17 protein-coding genes are annotated in these 18282 nt (G+C 52.7%); 2 read left to right on the forward strand and 15 right to left on the reverse strand.

Translation table 11 applies throughout. The features are described 5' to 3' along the window. Positions 1–31 precede the first annotated feature (31 nt). Both ABD852_RS09660 and ABD852_RS09665 read left to right on the forward strand, forming a co-directional pair. The gene (locus ABD852_RS09660; protein WP_345028208.1) at positions 32–1024 is read left to right on the forward strand and encodes a glycosyltransferase family 2 protein; all 993 of its coding nucleotides are present in this window, start codon (positions 32–34) and stop codon (positions 1022–1024) included. A gap of 35 nt (positions 1025–1059) precedes the next feature. Next, positions 1060–1671 (forward strand): inorganic pyrophosphatase, encoded by a 612-nt coding sequence (locus ABD852_RS09665; RefSeq protein WP_345028209.1) that lies wholly within the window; start codon positions 1060–1062, stop codon positions 1669–1671. Positions 1672–1933: 262 nt separating this feature from the next. On the opposite strand, the gene ABD852_RS09670 is transcribed toward ABD852_RS09665, so the two are convergent. The 15 genes from ABD852_RS09670 to ABD852_RS09740 all read right to left on the reverse strand — a co-directional run bounded on the left by ABD852_RS09670 (position 1934) and on the right by ABD852_RS09740 (position 18281). Then, the gene (locus tag ABD852_RS09670; RefSeq protein ID WP_345028210.1) at positions 1934–2635 is read right to left on the reverse strand and encodes a GNAT family N-acetyltransferase; all 702 of its coding nucleotides are present in this window, start codon (positions 2633–2635) and stop codon (positions 1934–1936) included. A 61-nt stretch (positions 2636–2696) separates the two neighbouring features. After that, the gene (locus ABD852_RS09675) at positions 2697–3185 is read right to left on the reverse strand and encodes a GNAT family N-acetyltransferase (RefSeq protein WP_345028212.1); all 489 of its coding nucleotides are present in this window, start codon (positions 3183–3185) and stop codon (positions 2697–2699) included. A 26-nt stretch (positions 3186–3211) separates the two neighbouring features. Beyond that, a complete protein-coding gene (locus ABD852_RS09680; protein WP_345028214.1) occupies positions 3212–3538 on the reverse strand; it encodes a DMT family transporter in 327 nt (108 codons plus the stop codon). An 87-nt stretch (positions 3539–3625) separates the two neighbouring features. After that, on the reverse strand, positions 3626–4195 hold the full coding sequence (locus ABD852_RS09685) for a Crp/Fnr family transcriptional regulator (protein ID WP_345028217.1): 570 nt from the start codon (positions 4193–4195) through the stop codon (positions 3626–3628). Then, positions 4192–5145, reverse strand: coding sequence for a homoserine O-acetyltransferase MetA (gene metA / locus ABD852_RS09690; RefSeq protein ID WP_345028221.1), 954 nt, complete (start codon positions 5143–5145; stop codon positions 4192–4194). Before metA ends, ABD852_RS09685 begins: the two co-directional genes overlap by 4 nt. A 66-nt stretch (positions 5146–5211) precedes the next feature. Next, complete coding sequence (locus ABD852_RS09695; RefSeq protein ID WP_345028225.1) at positions 5212–5850, reverse strand: ankyrin repeat domain-containing protein; 639 nt, start codon at positions 5848–5850, stop codon at positions 5212–5214. A gap of 30 nt (positions 5851–5880) precedes the next feature. Beyond that, the gene (locus ABD852_RS09700; protein WP_345028228.1) at positions 5881–7293 is read right to left on the reverse strand and encodes a Gfo/Idh/MocA family protein; all 1413 of its coding nucleotides are present in this window, start codon (positions 7291–7293) and stop codon (positions 5881–5883) included. 77 nt (positions 7294–7370) lie between these two features. Beyond that, complete coding sequence (locus tag ABD852_RS09705; RefSeq protein ID WP_345028230.1) at positions 7371–8942, reverse strand: SLC5 family protein; 1572 nt, start codon at positions 8940–8942, stop codon at positions 7371–7373. Beyond that, positions 8942–10330 carry a neutral/alkaline non-lysosomal ceramidase N-terminal domain-containing protein gene (locus tag ABD852_RS09710; RefSeq protein ID WP_345028231.1) on the reverse strand — a complete coding sequence of 463 codons (1389 nt, stop codon included), beginning with the start codon at positions 10328–10330 and terminating at the stop codon, positions 8942–8944. Before ABD852_RS09710 ends, ABD852_RS09705 begins: the two co-directional genes overlap by 1 nt. Positions 10331–10427: 97 nt before the next feature. Next, positions 10428–11210: an SDR family NAD(P)-dependent oxidoreductase gene (locus ABD852_RS09715; RefSeq protein ID WP_345028232.1), complete on the reverse strand. Its 783-nt coding sequence runs from the start codon at positions 11208–11210 to the stop codon at positions 10428–10430. Between the two features lie 87 nt (positions 11211–11297). Beyond that, entirely contained in the window at positions 11298–12476 is a 1179-nt protein-coding gene (gene dgoD / locus ABD852_RS09720; protein ID WP_345028233.1) for a galactonate dehydratase, read from the reverse strand. Positions 12477–12553: 77 nt separating this feature from the next. Beyond that, a complete protein-coding gene (locus ABD852_RS09725; RefSeq protein ID WP_345028235.1) occupies positions 12554–13873 on the reverse strand; it encodes an aspartate aminotransferase family protein in 1320 nt (439 codons plus the stop codon). Between the two features lie 61 nt (positions 13874–13934). Further along, positions 13935–15146 carry a Gfo/Idh/MocA family protein gene (locus ABD852_RS09730; RefSeq protein WP_345028237.1) on the reverse strand — a complete coding sequence of 404 codons (1212 nt, stop codon included), beginning with the start codon at positions 15144–15146 and terminating at the stop codon, positions 13935–13937. A 17-nt stretch (positions 15147–15163) separates the two neighbouring features. Then, on the reverse strand, positions 15164–16414 hold the full coding sequence (locus ABD852_RS09735; RefSeq protein ID WP_345028239.1) for a Gfo/Idh/MocA family protein: 1251 nt from the start codon (positions 16412–16414) through the stop codon (positions 15164–15166). A gap of 64 nt (positions 16415–16478) precedes the next feature. Continuing rightward, positions 16479–18281: a RagB/SusD family nutrient uptake outer membrane protein gene (locus ABD852_RS09740; protein WP_345028245.1), complete on the reverse strand. Its 1803-nt coding sequence runs from the start codon at positions 18279–18281 to the stop codon at positions 16479–16481. Position 18282 lies beyond the last annotated feature (1 nt).

The following is an 18282-nucleotide window of genomic DNA, read 5'->3' on the forward strand; positions in this document are numbered from 1 at the left end:
CATTTGCCCCAAACCACAGCAAGGAGCCCTTATGGCCGATCCGAAGATCCAGATTTCAGTCGTAGTACCCCTGTTCAACGAGGACGAATCGTTGCGGGAACTGCACGACTGGGTGAAACGGGTGATGGCCGAGAATAATTTTACCTACGAGCTTTTGCTGGTCGACGACGGGAGCACCGACAACTCCTGGGGGGTAGTGGAGGAGCTTGCCGGGGAAAATGACAGGGTACGCGGTTTTCGTTTTGTAAGAAATTACGGAAAGACGGCTGCACTCCAAACCGGGTTTGAGGCCAGCCGGGGAGAAGTGGTGATTACCATGGACGCCGACTTACAGGATAGTCCGGATGAAATTCCGGAGTTGTACGAGATGATTCACAGCGGCCGGTATGACATCGTGTCCGGGTGGAAGAAAAAACGGTACGACCCGCTCACCAAAACCATTCCTACCAAATTGTACAATGCCGTGACCAGGGCAATTTCCGGCATCAAGCTTCACGATTTTAATTGCGGTCTCAAGGCCTATCGCCAGAAGGTCGTAAAGAGCATTACCATTTATGGGGAAATGCACCGGTACATCCCTGTAATCGCGAAATGGAATGGTTATGGCAGGATCGGCGAGAAAGTCGTTGAACACCGTGCAAGGAAATACGGGCATACCAAATTTGGCCTGGAGCGTTTTCTCTTCGGGTTCCTGGACCTGCTTTCCATCGCTTTCGTCAACAAGTTCGGCCGGCGACCCATGCATTTTTTCGGGAGTATCGGTACCCTCATGTTCGTGCTGGGAAGCTTTATGACCCTGTGGGTGATCGGCGAAAAACTGTATAACCTGTACGTGGGATTGAAATTCAGGAACGCTACAGACAATCCTTTGTTCTTTCTGGCGTTGGTTTTTATTATTGTCGGCGCCCAGATGTTCCTGGCCGGTTTTCTAGGCGAGCTTTTTATCAAACAGTTCGTGTCAAAGACCAGTGAGTATAGTATCGCCGAAAAAACAGATAACACAATCGAACCAAAACATAGCTGACTTTACCAAGTAACTATTAATTTTTGAGTAATTACATGAACGCAAACGTACACAAGGCTCACCCGTGGCATGGTGTCCCGATAGGGGAACAAGCACCGAATATCGTAACAGCCTTTATTGAAATTGTTCCCACCGATACGGTTAAATACGAGATAGAAAAGAATACCGGTTATCTGAAAATCGACCGGCCTCAGAAATATTCGAATATCGTTCCGGCATTGTATGGCTTTATCCCAAAAACCTACTGCGCTGAAGGAATTGCACAGCTTGCCCGTGAAAAATCCGGCAGGGAAATTACCTGCGGCGACGGTGACCCCCTCGATATCCTGGTATTGTGCGAAAAAATCATCCCCCACGGAGATCTCCTCTGCGATGCCCGTCCTATCGGCGGAATCCGGTTGATTGACGGCGGGGAGGCCGATGATAAAATCATTGCCGTTCTGAAAGGAGACGTAGTGTTTGGCGTGTATACCGACCTTGAGGAAGTACCGGGGGATGTAATCGAGCGGTTGAAGCACTACTTCCTGACCTACAAAAACCTTCCGGGAGAGGAAGCCAAAATACAGATCACTAACGTTTATGGCCGGGAAGAGGCAATAGAAGTAATCAAGACTGCTGTAGAGGACTACAAGCAGAATTTTTATTGACTGATGGAGCAATTCAGGTCAGGCAAGCATTGAAATGACGCCGCTGGCAGGTTTTCAGGCCGGTTGAGGGTTTACCTTAACCGGCTTTTGTTTTGGGTTCGATATTTGTTTGGAGAATAAATTATGCTGTTTGCAGCATTTTAATATAATAAATAGATGTTGTATATAGCATTTTTTTAATGTTGAGGATGTCGTAACCTGGTTAATGGGGCGAAACCAGGACTAAATACATCCGGGCTTTGCGGGAAGCGGATGCCCGCAACTATTCCTTGCTCGAAAAGTTCGTCCGGTTATAAGTCACTTTCCAGAAACTCATTTTTCTCCTGAAACGGAACCCGAGCTTCTTGTAAAGACCTATTGCCGATTCGTTATTACTTGTCACGTGCAAAAACGGAGTTTTGCCTTCTCCGTAAATTTTGTCGGCGCAGTGCGCGACGAGCTGTTTGGCAAACCCTCTTCCCGTAAATTCCGGGTGTGTGACGACGGCGCTGATTTCAGTAAATGAGGCAAGTTTCATGCGTTCACCGGCAGCAGCTACCAACTTTCCTTCGACGAAAATTCCGGAATAGGCGCCCATTTCAGGTGTCCTGGGACAAAAATAACCCGGTTGCACCAGGTTGACGAGCGCATACAAATCGTCTTCGTAGCCGCCGTTCAGCGCCTGTATAGGGTAGTTTATGGTAGCCTTTATCGGATCATGAAGCACCATTTGATCGCAGACCACTTCTTCTAATTGGCCTTGGAGGGCGGTGACGCTGGGATTTTCCCCGACGAGAAAAAAAGGCGCTCCCGATTGCGCGGCATACCGATTTATACTATCCGTTAGGTCAGCCGGGGCTGAGAAAGCGCCAAACCGGCAATAATCGGGGTGATAGAAACGGACATTGTCCTGCAGCTCCAGCCGGAAAGGGGCGTGGGCTTCCCCGAGCGCGTGCCAAACGGGGTTATTTAATGGCGTGAACATGGTGGATGGGTGCTTTTCCTGTAGAGACTCATTTCCGGGAAGCCCGGCAGCCGACCCTCGGTTATGTGAGGGCGAGTGAGAAATACTTCGCATTGCCCTGCGGGTTGAAGTAGTAGGGCCGAATTTCCCGGAAGCCGCAGGACCGATACAGTTCCATTGCCGGTTTCATGTCTGTAGTGGTATCCAGTTTAATGGCCTTGTAGCCGAGGTTTTCTGCATGGGTTACACAAGCATCTATCAGCTTTCTGCCCAGGCCAAGCCCGCGGTTGCCCGGCTTTACATACATGCGTTTGAGCTCGCACTCGGTGTCGTTCAGCCGCCTGATCCCAGCCACGCCTACATTGACCCCGTCTACCACGGCCAGGAACATCCCGCCAACAGGCGGTCCGTACATGGTCGGGAGTGAAGCGATCTCGGCATCGAAATTCTGAAACGAAATATCAAATCCGAGACTGTCGACGTAGGCCAGGACCAGTTTTTTTACCTCTTCGAAATCATTATCGTCTGCCGCTATCCTGACGGAGACCGACTCGTTCCTCTGTTCACTCATTTTTCAAGGGCTGAAGGACGTATTTTCTAACCGGATACCGCCTTCAGGCCGATTATGGATCCGATCAGGGTTATAATAAAGAATATTCTCCAGAAGCTGGCCGGGTCCTTGAAAACGAGAATACCCACCAGGACGGTTCCGACTGCCCCTATTCCGGTCCAAACCGCGTAGGCGGTACCGATGGGCAGGGTTTGTGTGGCTTTGATCAGCAAAAGCATACTGACGGTCAGACAAATAAAAAAGCTTCCGTACCACCAAAAGGCTTCCGTTCCGGTGACCGTTTTCGCCTTTCCCAGGGAAGAAGCAAATCCGACTTCGAACAAACCGGCGAGAATCAAGAATATCCAGCTCATGTTTTTTTGTGTTAATAGTGTCAAAAAATGGTTTGACAAAATTCGGCACGGAGGCTGAAATACTATTTTACAAATGATAAAAAAACTTCAGCGTACCTCGGCCCTGATTCTGCTGAGGCTGACTTGCGTAATGCCGAGGTAAGAAGCGATGTTGCCCAGGGAAACCCGGCGCAATAGTTCCGGGTTCTGCTGCATCAGTTCGGTATAACGTTCCCTGGCGGTTTTAAACTCGCGGGAAATCTGTCTTTCTTCAGCCCTGATCAATTCTTTTTCCGCCAGGCGTCGCCCCCAGTTGGCAATATGGATATCTTTCAGATAGAGTTCCCGGAGGTCTTTTACACTGATCTGGAAAAGCACGCAGTCTTCCAGGAGTTCAACCGACTCGTACGCATTCCGGTTCTCCACATAATTTTTCATGGAGATGACCGGGTCACCCTCCTTGCCAAACCAAAAGGTGATCTCATGGCCATCTGCTTGGGCATATGCCCGCACGATCCCCTTTTTGATCAGGAAAAGATTTTGAGCCAGCCTGTTGTTTTGAATGATCAGATGGCCTTTTGCAAAATGTTTTTCCTCACAAATTTCCCGGATCTGCTCCAACGATGTCTGGGGGAGCGGATAAGTAAACTGCAGGATCTCCGCCAGGCTATCACTCATCGGTCACCGTTCGCTCCGCCAATCTCCCCGAGTTCCTTTACTTTCCGTATGTCAAACGGTGTTTCCTGGTAAACGAAATAGTTGAGCCAGTTGTTGAACAGTAAATTTGCGTGACCGGCCCAACGGACCACCGGCGGATTAGCAGGATCATTCCCGGCGTAATAGTGTTCCGGCACGTCAATTTTCAGCCCTTTTTCTACGTCCCGCGTGTACTCTTCATGCAGGGTCAACGGTGCGTATTCGGAGTGGCCGGTAAGGTAAAATTCCCGCCCGCCTCTCGAGGACATGATCGCAAGCCCGGCACCGTCAGATTCGGACAGGATGGAAATTTCGGGCTTCGTCTCGACGTCTTCCTTACGGATGGTGGTATGACGGCTGTGCGGTATGAAAAATTCATCGTCAAATCCCCGGAAAAGCGGGTGTTTGCTGATGCTGGCCGTATGCCTGAATACCCCGAAGAGCTTTTGACTAAGGGGAATCTTATCAATCCCGTAGAAATGGTAAAGCGCAGCCTGCGACGCCCAGCAAATATAAAGCGATGAGGTCACGTGGATCCTGGCCCAATCGAAAATCTGCGTCAGCTCGTGCCAGTAGGTGACGTCGGTAAAGTCGAGCATCTCTACGGGCGCGCCCGTTATGATCATCCCGTCGTAGAAATTGTCTTTAATTTCCCTGAAACCTTTGTAAAACATTTCCAGGTGTTGTTGCGAGGTGTTTTTCGAGGTATGGGTATCCAACCTCAGAAATTCAATTTCCACCTGGAGCGGGTTGTTGGAAAGCAATCGCACAAAGTCGGTTTCCGTGGAAATCTTGATCGGCATCAGGTTCAGGATTAACACACGAAGTGGTCGTATGTCCTGGACGTCGGCGATCAGGTCGCTCATTACGAATATGTTCTCCTTTTTTAGCAGCTCGATGGCCGGTAAATTGTCGGGTATTTTGACTGGCATAAACGAATAGACTCCTCCTTTTTATTCGGCTGCAAAGTTAGGAATAAACTGGGGGAATCGGAAAGCTCAAAGTGATAGCTCGCCGGGGTCGATTGAAGTCAGCAATTCAGAGAAGGTTTTGCCTTCGCCATCGGGAATCGCGGTGTCCGCTCCCGCCCGGATCAGCAGGCGCAGGCAGCTCAAATGCCCGGTCCGGCCGTTTTTTTCGGCACGTCCGAGCCCGTTTATAGCCCAATGGAGTGGTGTAGCCTTAAATTGGGTGCACCGGGCGTTAAGGAATGCACCGGCTTTGACTAGTCTTTCAACAACGACCGGCCGGCCGCACCATGATGCCCAATGCAGGGCGGTACCGCCATAACATCCCTTGTGGTGGATATCGGCCCCCTTTTCGATGTAAAAAAGGGCCATTTCGTCGGCATGCAGGCTCGCCGCTGCGGTCAGCGGCGAGTCTTGCCCTTCTTCTCCTACATTTCCATTGATATCGGCGCCGTGATTTACCAGGATCATGGCCATTCTGAGTGCTTCGACCTCGGTATAAGCGCCGGAAAATACGCGGTCACACAGGCGGTGCAGCGGGTGTGCAAGGGTGGTGTTGACATTGTCAAATGGAATACCCTGGTTGGCCAATCCCGGATTTTCGCCGAGGTATTGGTCTAATCCCTGGAAGTCTTTCTCATCCAGAAGTGCACATATCCTGGCCTGCATAACCGGATTTTTCGTTTTAGGGGATTCCTGCTACTCTTTTACCTGCGTGGTTGCTCCTGTTTTAAGCGACAAATCTACCGGTGCGTTGGTTTTCCAATTGCCCCTTGTGAAATCCGGTACATCCACCGAATTGGAACGATTGGCTACGGAGGCAATACTCAGCGGTGTAATAGAGCTCCAGAGCGCCGCATCGTACACATCCTGGTCCATGGCCAACCCGTTGCGAATGCAATCAATATTCCGCCAGTCCATCAGGAAGTCCATGCCGCCATGACCGCCTACTTTCTTTGCAATTTCGCCTATTTTTTTGATTATCGGCGGAGTAAATTTTTCTTCCAGCTCCTGGTACTCCTTTTCGCTGAGCCACTCGTGGCTATTGGCAATCCGGGCCGGCAACGGGAATTTCTGGGCGGCCCCCTTTGTACCGCTTACCAGGTGAATCCGCGAATAAGGGCGTACGGACGATACATCGTATTGAACTACCATTGTTTTCCCTTTCAGGGTCCTGATGGTGGTGGTATTCATATTGCCGTTAAAAGCCTTGCCGACGAAAGGCTTAAGGCTATTGTCATTTTCTGCTTTTTCTTTTACCAGGGGCGCCATGGTGAAGTCATTGGTGGAAGTCGACACCAGGTATTCCATCCGATCTCCCCGGTTGATGTTCATCACCTGGCAGATAGGGCCCAGGCCATGGGTAGGATAAAGGTTCCCCATTTTGCCTACTGCCTGCTGCAATTCCCATTTCTGGTAGAAGCGGTCGCCCAGGAAAAGCTCGGCGAGGTCGTGAATGTACGCTCCTTCTGCGTGAATAATCTCCCCGAAATAACCCTGTTGGGCCATGTTGAGGACCATCATTTCGGTGAAGTCATAACAGCAGTTCTCCACCTGGATGCAATGTTTTTTTGTTTTTTCGGAAGTGTTCACCAGTGCCCAGCATTCCTCGAGCGTGGTCGCAGCCGGTACTTCCACGAAAACATGTTTGCCGTGATTCATCGAGAAAACCGCCTGTGGTGTATGCAGGTTCCAGGGGGTTAATATGTAGACCAGGTCAAGGTCTTTCCGCTCACACATTTTTTTCCATGCATCGGGTTCTGTGTGGTAGGCGGTAGGTTTCTGTCCTGCCTTTGCCGCATATTCGCGACCTTTTGCCACCTGGCTTTCGCGCAGGTCGCATAGCGCAACAATTTCTACTCCCTCAATCCTGAGCATCCGCTGGAGTGCGGCCATGCCCCGGTTGCCGAGACCGATAATTCCCAGCCGGATCTTCTCCAGCTTCGGCGCAGCATAGCCGCTCATGTTGAAAGCGGGTTTTTCCGCCATTTTGCCAATCGCCGGATCAGCTATTAACGGAGAGGCCAGGGCCGAAGCCGGGCCCAAGCCGACGGTGGCCAGACCAATTGATTTGATAAAAGTCCTTCTCGGATGCTGAAATGTATTTTTCATGTGTTTTGAGGTTTGAGGGGTGAGGTATGAGGTGTGAGGGGAGCTTGTACCTCACACCTCATACCTCACCCCTCTTTTCAAGGGAATCTCAGATAAAAGAACAGCACCATTGCTGTGATAATGGCCCACCAGATGACCGGGTTGCGCCAACCCTGCTGCTGTTCTTTTTCTTCAGGCCTGAGCGTAAGGCTTTCTTTGCTCCAGATCAGTCCTTCCAGCTCGGTTTCCGGTTTGGGTTTAGTCAACAGGCTGACGGCGACACAGGTAGCCATGCAAATCCAGAAAACGATGCCTGTACGGTTAAAGAAGGGCATTTCCGGGAAGAAATACTCCAGTGCCATCGAAAGCGGGATGGTCAGGATACCGGCGGCCAGCGCACCCGGCTCGGTAGTACGCTTCCACAGGATTCCCAGGAGGAACATGGTGGCAATACCCGGCGTGAACAACCCGTAGGCGTTCATCAGGTAAATAAAAATGGGTTTGTGCGAATATTGCATGAGCAGCAGCGTACACAGAATGCCGAGCAATATAATAACCGTTCCTGCGAGGCGGCCGAACCGGACCGCCTGTTGCTCCGTGGCGTCCTTTTTAAAAAAGGCCAGGTAGACGTCTACTGTCAGGATGGTGGTACACGAATTGATAGCGCCGGAGAGGTGAGACATTACCGCTGCGATCAGCCCGGCCATTACAAGGCCCACCAAACCGGAAGGTAAGAGTAGTTTTACAAGCGTAGGGAATAACAGGTCCGGCTTTTCCAGGTTTGGTACGATCTTGTAGGCAACCAGCGCGGGAAGCGTGATAATGAGTGGTACCAGGAATTTCAGGTAGTCACCGAAAATGACGCCCATACGGGCATGCCATTCATTTTTCGCCGCCAGAACGCGCTGTACTATGAACTGGTTGGTAGCGCAGTAAAACGTGCTGATACACAGGACGCCGCCCAGGTACATGGTCCAGGGAAAGTCGGGGTCATCTGCCGGGAGAAACAAATGCCAATCCCGGGTGGTAGCGAGCAGGGTGTCGATTCCACCTGCGGCATTCATGGTCGCTACGGTAAGAATGGCCCCGCCTATAACCAGAATGACGAGCTGCATCATTTCGGTCCAGATTACGGCGCGCAACCCGCCCAGGATGGTGTAGACACCGGTGAGCGCCGCAAGGGCCAGGATGCTGGTGAAAACCGGGATGTCCAGCAAGGCATGCAGTGCAAGCGCGCCGAGGTAAAGTACTGCGCTGATTTCCACGAAAACATAGGTCAGCAGAATCAGGAAGGCATAGGTAGACCGCGTGGCTGCGCCGAATCTGCGCTGCAGGAATTCCGGTACAGTGTAGAACCCATTCCGGATATAAAACGGCAGGAATATCCAGAGCAGCGCATTGAAACCGACCAGGATAGCGCCCCACTCCATGGCGATCACGACAAAGCCGCGGTCGTAGGCGGCGCCCATTGCGCCCACCAGATGGTGGCTGCTGATATTGGCAGCGATGATACTGCCGCCGATCATCCACCAGGGCAGCTTGTCGCCTGCCAGGAAGTAATCGCGTTTGGTCTGTTTTCCTTTTTGTGAGGCATACAGTCCCAGGGCCAGTACCGCCAGGATGTAGACGCCGAAAATGACAAGATCAAGGGTCGAAAGGTTAATATCCATCAGTTTGCAAGAAGTTGGCCGACGGTGTCAGAAGTGGTCTTCATGAGCAGATCGAGTGAACCGGCCGCGAATGGCGTCTGCCAGACCGGGTAGGTGTTAAGTTGATAAAGCGGGCGGGGGGGCAGGTAACCGATAGAACCGTTCACAAGGTTCATGACGACAACCGCGCGCGTTGAAAATTCTTCACGGACCGACTGCTGGAACCCGGAATAGGCTTCGTTGGGTTGTCCGACCAGGATCGAATCACCGACCTGCCAGATCCAGAGCGATACTTTGGCCGTATCGCCGTCGCCTATCGCCTTCCGGATGCACAATTTGCGCCATAGCCGCTCTTTTAGTACATTGTCGGTACACTCAGACCATTCTGCTTCGAGCTCGGCCGACAGAGGAAAATCTTTGATCGGGTAGGCGACCGATACCAGGGTGGCTTTCAGGTCGCCGGACACCTGTACCGGTTCCGGTTCCCACATGCCGAGCGATGCGCCTGACTCTACAACGCCTTTGTAAGCAAGACGCGCTCCCGGAGACTCCATGGAAGCGAGCGTAGACAATACTGCATAGCCGATTTGCCGGCCATACCGGTCTGCAAGCGCCGTTTCGCCAACAAATTGCTGCGGCGGAGATAATTCACCGGAAGCGCCCTGCATGAAAAAACAGGGTGCATGGGTGGCAGATTCTACGGTTTCGCGCATCGCGCCTACGTAATCCGGTGAGATCAGGCGGTTCTGCCACGCCAGGGTGGTCGGGTGGCACGCATAGTTTACCAGCGTGCCGAGTATTTCGCCGTTCTCCCGGGCAATTCTTCCTACCAGCAGCGTATTGTCTGCCGGCTGGCCCGGGTAATATCCGGTAAGGATACGGTCAGCGGCCGGGTCCGGCAATTCCCGGTTGACGGCCAGGTTGCACGCTCCGTACTGCCAGGTGAGAATCGCCTGGCCAGCGTTTTGCAGTGCTCTACGGGCGGCGTCAACGGAGGCGGTGATGAGACGGTCGAAATAAGGCCGGATGAGCTCTCCGCCGGGCTTGTTGGCGTCATCCAGGCAAATCCCCGGACCGGCATGGGTGTGCGACAGGCAAAACATGAGATTTTGTTCCGGCAGCGACAACTGCGAGAGGATCGCGTGCCGCAGGATTACTTCATGCTCCGAATTCTTCCACCACCCCAGATCGGCGCCGAGTAGCACCAGCGGCTGATCGCTGCTGTGCTGTTGAAAGGTTATACAGGTGAGCGTAAGCGGCCGGTGAATTCCCTCCGCGACGTCGTGCGTCGCTGCCCCCCAGTTTCGGGCATAAATGCCGACAGGAGGCGTTATATCGTTCTGACAGACGCCGATGAGTCCAGCGAATCCGCTGGGAGAAGGCACTGTCGGTATTGGTTTCTGGTTCAATGGACTCAAAGGTTTTAGAAGTTAATTTTGAGGGGTGAGCCGTGAGCCTTGAGGTGTGAGCTGTAAGCTGTGAGGCTCATACCTCATACCTCATACCTCACGCCTCCCCTAAAGACAGGCCACCATCCATCAGCAGGGTTGTCCCGGTGATGTGCCTGTTTTCGCGGCGGCAGAGGTGTACTACCTCGGCCGCCACTTCGTCGGGTGAAATGAGTCGCCGGACGGGAACTTTTGAAGCGGCCTGTTCCCGGAGCTCGGGATTGGTTGCCCAGATTTTGGCGCTGAGCCCGGCGTCTACATAGCCCGGGGCAATTTCGTTGACCAGGATGCCATGCGGGGCCAGCTCCAGGGCCAGGCATTGTGCCAGCATGCGCAGGCCAGCTTTGGAGACGCTGTAAGCCGGTATATGCGCATGAACTACATGGGCCGCCCAGCTTCCGATCACTACCATATGCCCCTGGCGTTTGCCGGCAACCAATTTCCCGGCAGCGATTTTACCAAGGTAAAACGGCCCGTTCAGGTTGACGCGTAATTCTGCGTCCCACTGTTCCACGGTCAGTTCCTGCAGGGTGGCCAGTGTGACCGTTGCGGCATTGGCAATAATAATGTCGGGAGCACCGATTCTTTTTTCACAGTCGTCTATCCAATTGCGTACCTGGTCCGCTTTCGATGCGTCAACGGTGTAATAGATGGCATTTACACCGCACATCTGCAGGCTTTGCAGGAATTCGGTTGCTTCCGATTCCGGTTGCAGGTCGCCGAGCGAAACAGAAGCCCCCCGTTCGGCCAGTGCCCTGGCAATGGCGCGTCCGATGTCACCTAAACCGCCGCTGATTACCGCTGTTCTCCCGCTAAATGGTTTCTCAATAGAACTAGCCATCCTGTTGTCTCAAAGTTTAACAAAGATCTGAACGGTCTGCCGCCGTTGCACATTGCACGGCGGCAGACCGTTTGAGGTAATACCGGTCTACCAATCGCCCACGCTGCCATCCTGGTAGAAGGAGCGCTGGAGTACTTCCTGCTGGAAAGGATGCTTCCGGATTTCGTCTTCATTGATCTCGATACCGAGGCCGGGCCTGGTATTGGGCTTGACGATTCTTCCTTTCTTTTCAACTGTAAACCCCTCTTCAACGATGTCCTGGCGCCAGGGGACGTCACTGTGAACACTTTCACAAATGATATAGGAAGGCGCCGAGAATCCGAATTCAATGGATGCCGCCGTGCTCACCGGTCCCTGCGGGTTGTGGGGCGCCACCGAAACCCGGTAGGCTTCGGCCATAGCGGCAATCCGGCGGACCTCGCTCAGGCCCCCGCAATGGGTAATGTCAGGTTGAATAACGCTCGCAGCTCTTTTTTCAAACAGTTCGCGGAAGGCGTGGATACCGATAAGGCGCTCGCCGGTCGCGATCGGCGTATTGACCGACCGCTGGATCAGCGCAATGTCTTCCATGGTTTCGGGCCAGCAGGGTTCCTCGAAAAAGTAAAGTCCGAAAGGTTCCAGCGCCTTGGCAAACATCATCCCCATCCGGGGCGAAGGTCTTGCATGGCAGTCTACCATGATGTCGATGTCGTCGCCCACAGCCTCGCGCATAGCGCCTACACAGGCTTCCGCGTAACGAATTGGGCGAAGCCCTTCCAAAGGCATGGTTTCGGGTACAGCCATCGATTTGAATGCGGTGAAGCCGTCTTCCACTGCTTCCTGCGCCAGTTCGCCGAAACGTTTGGCATCGTTACGCCCGGTTTCATAGAAGTCTTCCATTTTTCCGCCGCCCAGGTGGCAATACAGGCGGATATAGTCCCGGACCCGGCCGCCCCATAGCTCATGACAAGGGACACCGTGAATTTTTCCGGCAATGTCCCACAGCGCGATGTCGATACCGCTAATGGCAGTTCCCCGCACGATACCGTTACCATGCCAGAAATGCTGGCGGTACATCATTTGCCACAGGTATTCGATACGCCTGGGGTCTTCACCGACCAGCAGGGTCGAAATGTCTTCAATTGCACCTACTACGGCGCGGGTATGCCATTCGAGAGTAGCTTCTCCCCATCCCCAAAGCCCGGGTTGGTCGGTATTAATCTTTACGAAAATCCAGTTACGCATACGCGCATGACAGACTTTCGCTTCAATGGATGTAATTTTCATTTGTGTAATAGGGGTGAGGTGTGAGGGGTGAGGTTTGAGGTGTGAGGGGCTCACAACTCATACCTCATACCTCACACCTATTTAACCACTGCTTTGGTTTTTTCCAATGTTTCCTCAATGTCTGCCGTCGTATGCGCAAAAGAGATACTCCCTTGCTTAATGGGAAGCGGGAAGTTGAAGATACCCTCTTCTATGAGCGCAAGCCTGTATTGCTTGTCAAAAGCGAAGTCGTGGTTCAGCAGCACGTCGTGGAAATCTGCCGGCGCGTGATCCATGAAATAAACGCAGAAGGCAGATCCTTGTCTGGCAACATGGAAGGGACGTCCCGATTTCGAGAAAATATCCTGCAAACCATCTTCCAGCATTTGTCCCAGGGCGTTTACGTGTTCGTAAACCTTGTGCTCCGGCGATGCCAGTTTTTCGAGCGTAGCAATTGCCGCGGCGGTCGTCAGGGGGAACGCATTAAAGGTGCCGGCGATCAAAACTCTTTTTGATTTTTCGGGGTGAGTGAAATAGTCCATGTACTTTTTCTTGCCCGCGATAACGCCGAGCGGGTAACCATTGGCAACGGCCTTCCCGAATGTGCTCAGGTCGGGTGTTACGCCGCAGATGCTCTGGTAACCGCCGAGTGCGTGACGGAACCCTGTTTTTACTTCGTCGAACACGAGGAGGAACCCGTTGTCGTCAGCCAGTTTCCTGAGTGATTCCAGGTAGCCCGCCTGCGGCTTCACGATCCCGATGTTCTGGAGTATCGGTTCCAGGATCATACAGGCGACGGGATAACGTTTCAGGATGTATTCTACGGACGCGATATCGTTGTAATTGATCACGTGTACCAGCGATTTGTGCACGGCGGGAATGCCGGCAGAACCTGCATCAAAAGGATATTCTCCCGGGCTTACACGTGCGCCGACGTCTTCAAGCGTGCTGATTACGTTACACGAAACGTCGTTGTGCCACCCGTTGTACCCGCCCTGCATCACGATGATATGGTCGCGGCCGGTGATAGCCCGGGCGAGCCTGATGGCGTGGTAGGTAGCTTCGGAGCCGGTAGTCGTGATCTGAATGCTTTCGGCGGTGGGTACCGACTGGCAGAAGAGCTCGGCGAAGCGGCCTTCCAGGTCGGTAGGGCCGGCGCCCATCAACAGGCTTTGGGATACCAGGGTATCTTGTACGGCTTTATTAATGTCGGGGTCATTGTGTCCCAGAAAAGAGGCAGCAAATCCGGCCTGATAATCGATATAGCGGTTTCCTTCAAGATCCCAGACGTGACTGCCCTGGCCTCTGGTGAAGCAGATATTGGGATCTGATTTACGGTTGAGGGATACGACACCGCCCGGTATCCATTTTTCATTTTGTTTTAATAGTGCAGATGACTGCGGCCACGATTTACTCATGATTGAATGATATGTTGATATTTAAAAAGAAGGTCGTCTTTGGATTTGGAACAGTCAGCCTTTACTTGTCGAAGTTTGGTATTCTCATGTATTCGCCGTTGTTCAGCGCCGATTGGTGCGCAATGATGCCCGGCGCAGTAAAAGCCAGCGCCTCGTAAATGTTCACTTCCGGCAGACGGTTGCTGATGATGGAGTCGATCCATTCGTGGGTGATGAAAGTATGGCTTCCGCCGTGCCCGCTGTTGTGGCGCATCGGGGCAGGCAGTGCATCCGTTTTCCACCACTGCGGCTGATCAAAGGGCTGCATTTCAGGTTCGGCAATCTTGAAGCCGCCATCATCGGTCCCTTCTTTTTCAGTTGCAAATACCTGGTGTACGTCTACGCCTTTGTAGCCGGCATAGAAACTCATCTTGTCGCCGTGCCATTCGCCGCGCTCGCAGCCCACCAGGGCGCCCTTCCAGCAGACTTCACCGGTAAAGGCATGGCCCTGGCTGGTTCTGAAGAACGCGGTTTCATTCCAGAACGGGTTCTTGTACGGGTTGTTTTTCAGCATCGGGCTGTCGTCTCCCCATCCCTGGCAGGTCACGTGCGTGAGTCTTTCGCCGGTTACGGAAATCAGGAACGCCGTAGTATGGGTAGGGTAGAGCATCGGCGGAAGCCCGTGGCGCCAGGTAGGCTTGCCGTTGTTTTCAAAGTACAGTACTTCGAGACCCGGATGATAATACTGGGCAGCACTGCTGAAAATGGTTCCGAACTTGCCTTCTTTGAACATTTTTTTTGCCGAGATAGTATCTTGCCGGTAGACCGAGGTTTCTGCCATCATATAGGTAAGACCGGTCCGCTGAACCGCTTCCAATACTTCGTAGCATTCCTGTATGTTCATCGCGGCAGGTACGGCGCAGAGTACATGCTTTCCGGCATTAAGCGACTGAACTACATGCCTGGCGTGATCAGGTGCAGGGGTAAACAACGCAACAGCCTCAATTTTCGGGTCTTTCAGGAGCTTTTCCAGCGACTCATAAGATTTGCTGCATTTGTAAGTTTTCATCAGTGCCTCCCGGCGTTCAGGCCGGAGATCGCTGACCGCCTCAACCGTACAATTGGGGTGTTCATTGAAGAAAAAGCCCAGGCCGAACCTGCCGCCTACGATTCCTACCCGGAGTTTTCGCTCGGAGGTGAAGGGGGCGGCGAAAGCAAACCGCGGAGAGATGATCGCAGCGGAAGCCGCACCGGCAAGGCCTAAAAACCTGCGTCTGTTCAAAGAAGTGTTCATGATAATTGAAACCTGTATTACAGGGTGTATTGTGGTATTTTTAATAATTCTCCATTTTTCATTGCAGACTGGTGCGCCACTATGCCGGCTACCGTCATGTTAAGTGCCAGGGCTACATTTACCAAAGGAGTGCGATCCTGCAAAATTGCCGAAATAAACTCGTCGGTAAGACGGCCGTGCGACCCTCCGTGACCTCCTGCATCTACCGACGGCGGCAGCGGCGGGCGCTCAATTGCGGGTACGTTTTTATCCAGCCCTTCGTATTTTCCATAGTAGGATCCTTTGTCGCCCCTGACCCGGCCTCTTTCACCATGATCGCCTGGGGTATCCCAGCTTACTGCCATCCTGGAGGTGCCGCCGTCGTGGGTGCGAAAGAGCGCTATTTCGGTCCCGAACGGGTTTTTGTACGAATTATTGGCGGGTTTGAGATGCTCCACCACACTCGGGATTCCCAGACAGGATACCTCTACGAATGAGCCGTCGTTGATCCCCAGGTGGTAGGCGTTCGAGTGTGTCGGGTAAAACTGCGGCGGCAACCCGATTCTCCACCCTTTGTAGGAGTCGATAGGCGTATCCATGTAGTGGTAGTATTCGCCCTCGGAATAAACAAGCTTGCCGAGGTGCCCGGCCTTGTAAAGCTGCCGGGCTGCAAAAAGGTCGTCATGGAACATGGAAGTTTCGTACATCATATATTTCAGCCCGCTTTTTTTGACGGCCTCATACAATTGGTCCGCTTCTTCCAGTGATCCGAAAACGGCGGGAACCGCGCTGGCCACGTGTTTGCCATGCTGCAGTGCCAAAATTGCGTGCTTTGCGTGGCTGGGGGCGTCGGTAGCGATAAATACCGCCTCAATCCGGTCGTCTTTTACAAGCTCTTCCAGCGAAGGGTATGTTTTTTCGCACTTTACCACTTTGGCCAATTCTTTGCACCGGTCCGGTTCGAGGTCACTTACTGCCACAATTTCAACATTGGGGTGATTTTGAAACTCAAACGCCGCGGCAAATTTGCAAACTCCGTACCCGATGAGGCCCACTTTTACTTTTTTATCCGAAACCGGCTTCCAAATCTGCGTGCCGGCTTTTTCAGCCGTTTTTTCGAAGCCCTGAATCACTTCTTCCTTACCTTCCGACTTCGGCTTTTCGGTGCAGCCGGTTGTGAGGAGGGTAATTGCCGCGCTGCCAAGCCCGAGGGACTGAAGGAATTTGCGGCGGTTGGAACTTATGCTCAGGTCCGGCAGATTGGGGTTTTGCGCTTTTTTCTGGTTCATTTTTGTAGGATTTAGTAAATGAAATACCCGATGGAATCCCGGCGGTATGGTCCGCCAGGATTTACTATTTTGAGTATCCGGGGTTTTGAGACAAAGTTGCCGCTCCGTTCTGGATGCTCAGGTCAATTTGCTCCAAAGGAATCGGGTAAAGCTCGTTCCTGCCTTGCGTGAACTTGGCGCCTACCATATAGTAATGATTAAAGTTAGGGACGTTTACTTCGTGCTCGATGTATTTGTTCAGCAAACTGCTCATATAGCCGGGTTTTGCGAGGTCATACCGTTGCAGGTCAAAGAACCGGTGGTGTTCCATAGCCAACTCCAGTTTCCGCTCGAAGCGAACTGCTTCACGCGCGAAATCTTTCCCTTGCTGGGCAAACTGGCCAGTGTATAATCCCACCTTGTAATTGGCCGCCGGTTCGTTGGTCACACCCTTCAGCGGGTCGCTGTTGTCGATATACTTTTTAACCCACGTCTCAGGATTAGCGGCTCTTGCCCGCACCCGGTTGACGTAGATTTCTGCCTGTTGAAGCGTGCCGACCTCCACTTCTACTTCTGCTGCCCACAGCAGCACATCGGCAAAGCGGATCAGGTTGTAGGTATTGGCAGTGCTTTGTACCTCTCTTCCACCCGGTTCGGATTGCGGGTTGGCAAATTTGATGTGCAGGTAGGGGCCTCCTACGCTTTGCTGGCGTACCCACGAAAGGCCCGGGTTGATGCCCCAGTCAAGATAGGGAATTCCCCTGCGCCCGACTGTCCAGTCCAACCTTGAGTCGAGTGTGCCCTTGTAAGGTTCGAAAGGCTGCGACGACTGGATGCCGAGATCATGCTTGATGTCCGAATCGTTGAACGTGTTGATCAGCGGCAGGCCGGTTGCAGCGTCTGTTTTGTAGGAGTTAACCAGCGTAAATGAAGGCTGGTAGAAGCCGTAGGTAGGGAAGGGGCCGCCGTAAGGACCGGCATTTGCTTCACCGCTCGGGTTGTTCCCGCGCTGGCCGCCTGCTCCGTCATTGACCGAATGCATTACCGCAAACACCTGTTCGGGACCGTGTTTGGTAGACGGTTTGAAGTTGTCGAAATAGTGCTTGTTAAGATCATATTTCAACCCATTGCTGGTGACGCCATTCGCGATGATGTCATCCAGAAGCGGTTTGGCCTGCTGGTGTTTGTTTTGAAACATGTATGTTTTAACAAGAAAACACTTCGCTGCCCATGAGTTCGCGCGCCCGACTTCTGATTTGGTGGGGGTCAGGTTGTCTGCCGCAAACTGGAAATCAGCTTCGATGGAAGGCCATACCGGCTGGTTGTTGGGAACAAAATAATTTCCGGCTGCTGCACTGATCTTTTCGTCGACGAAAGGAATGTTGCGCCACATCAGCGCGGCATTGAGATGATATACGCCACGTAGGAAACGGGCTTCTGCCTCTACCTGTTTCGCGGCGGTTTCGGTGATCGATTTGTTGGCAAGTACGGTGGGAAGTAGTCTCAGCACGTCATTGGCTCTCTGCACACCGGCGTATAATACCTTCCAGCGATCATTCAGTCCCCTGGTTGCCGAAGTATGAATGTAACTTTCAAATTCCGGGACCGGCTGTAATGCGCCCGCTTCCGTACCGGTATGCGCATCGTCTGAGGCAACGCCGCCAAAAATCCACACGCCCGAATGCCACCCGCTTCCGGAGGTTCCGCCATGGTTCAACAAAGAGTAAGAGCCGATAAGCAGCCCGTTTACGCCCGCTTCGTTGGCGAGGCTTCCGGAAAAGAGCGCCCCTTTCGGACTTCTGTCCAGGAAGTCGTCGCTGCAGCTTGTTGCTACGCTGAGCAAGGCAGCAACTGCCAGCGATTTTATAGAAAATTTATAGATGCTCATT

The organism is Ravibacter arvi (assembly GCF_039540405.1).
GTDB lineage: Bacteria > Bacteroidota > Bacteroidia > Cytophagales > Spirosomataceae > Ravibacter > Ravibacter arvi.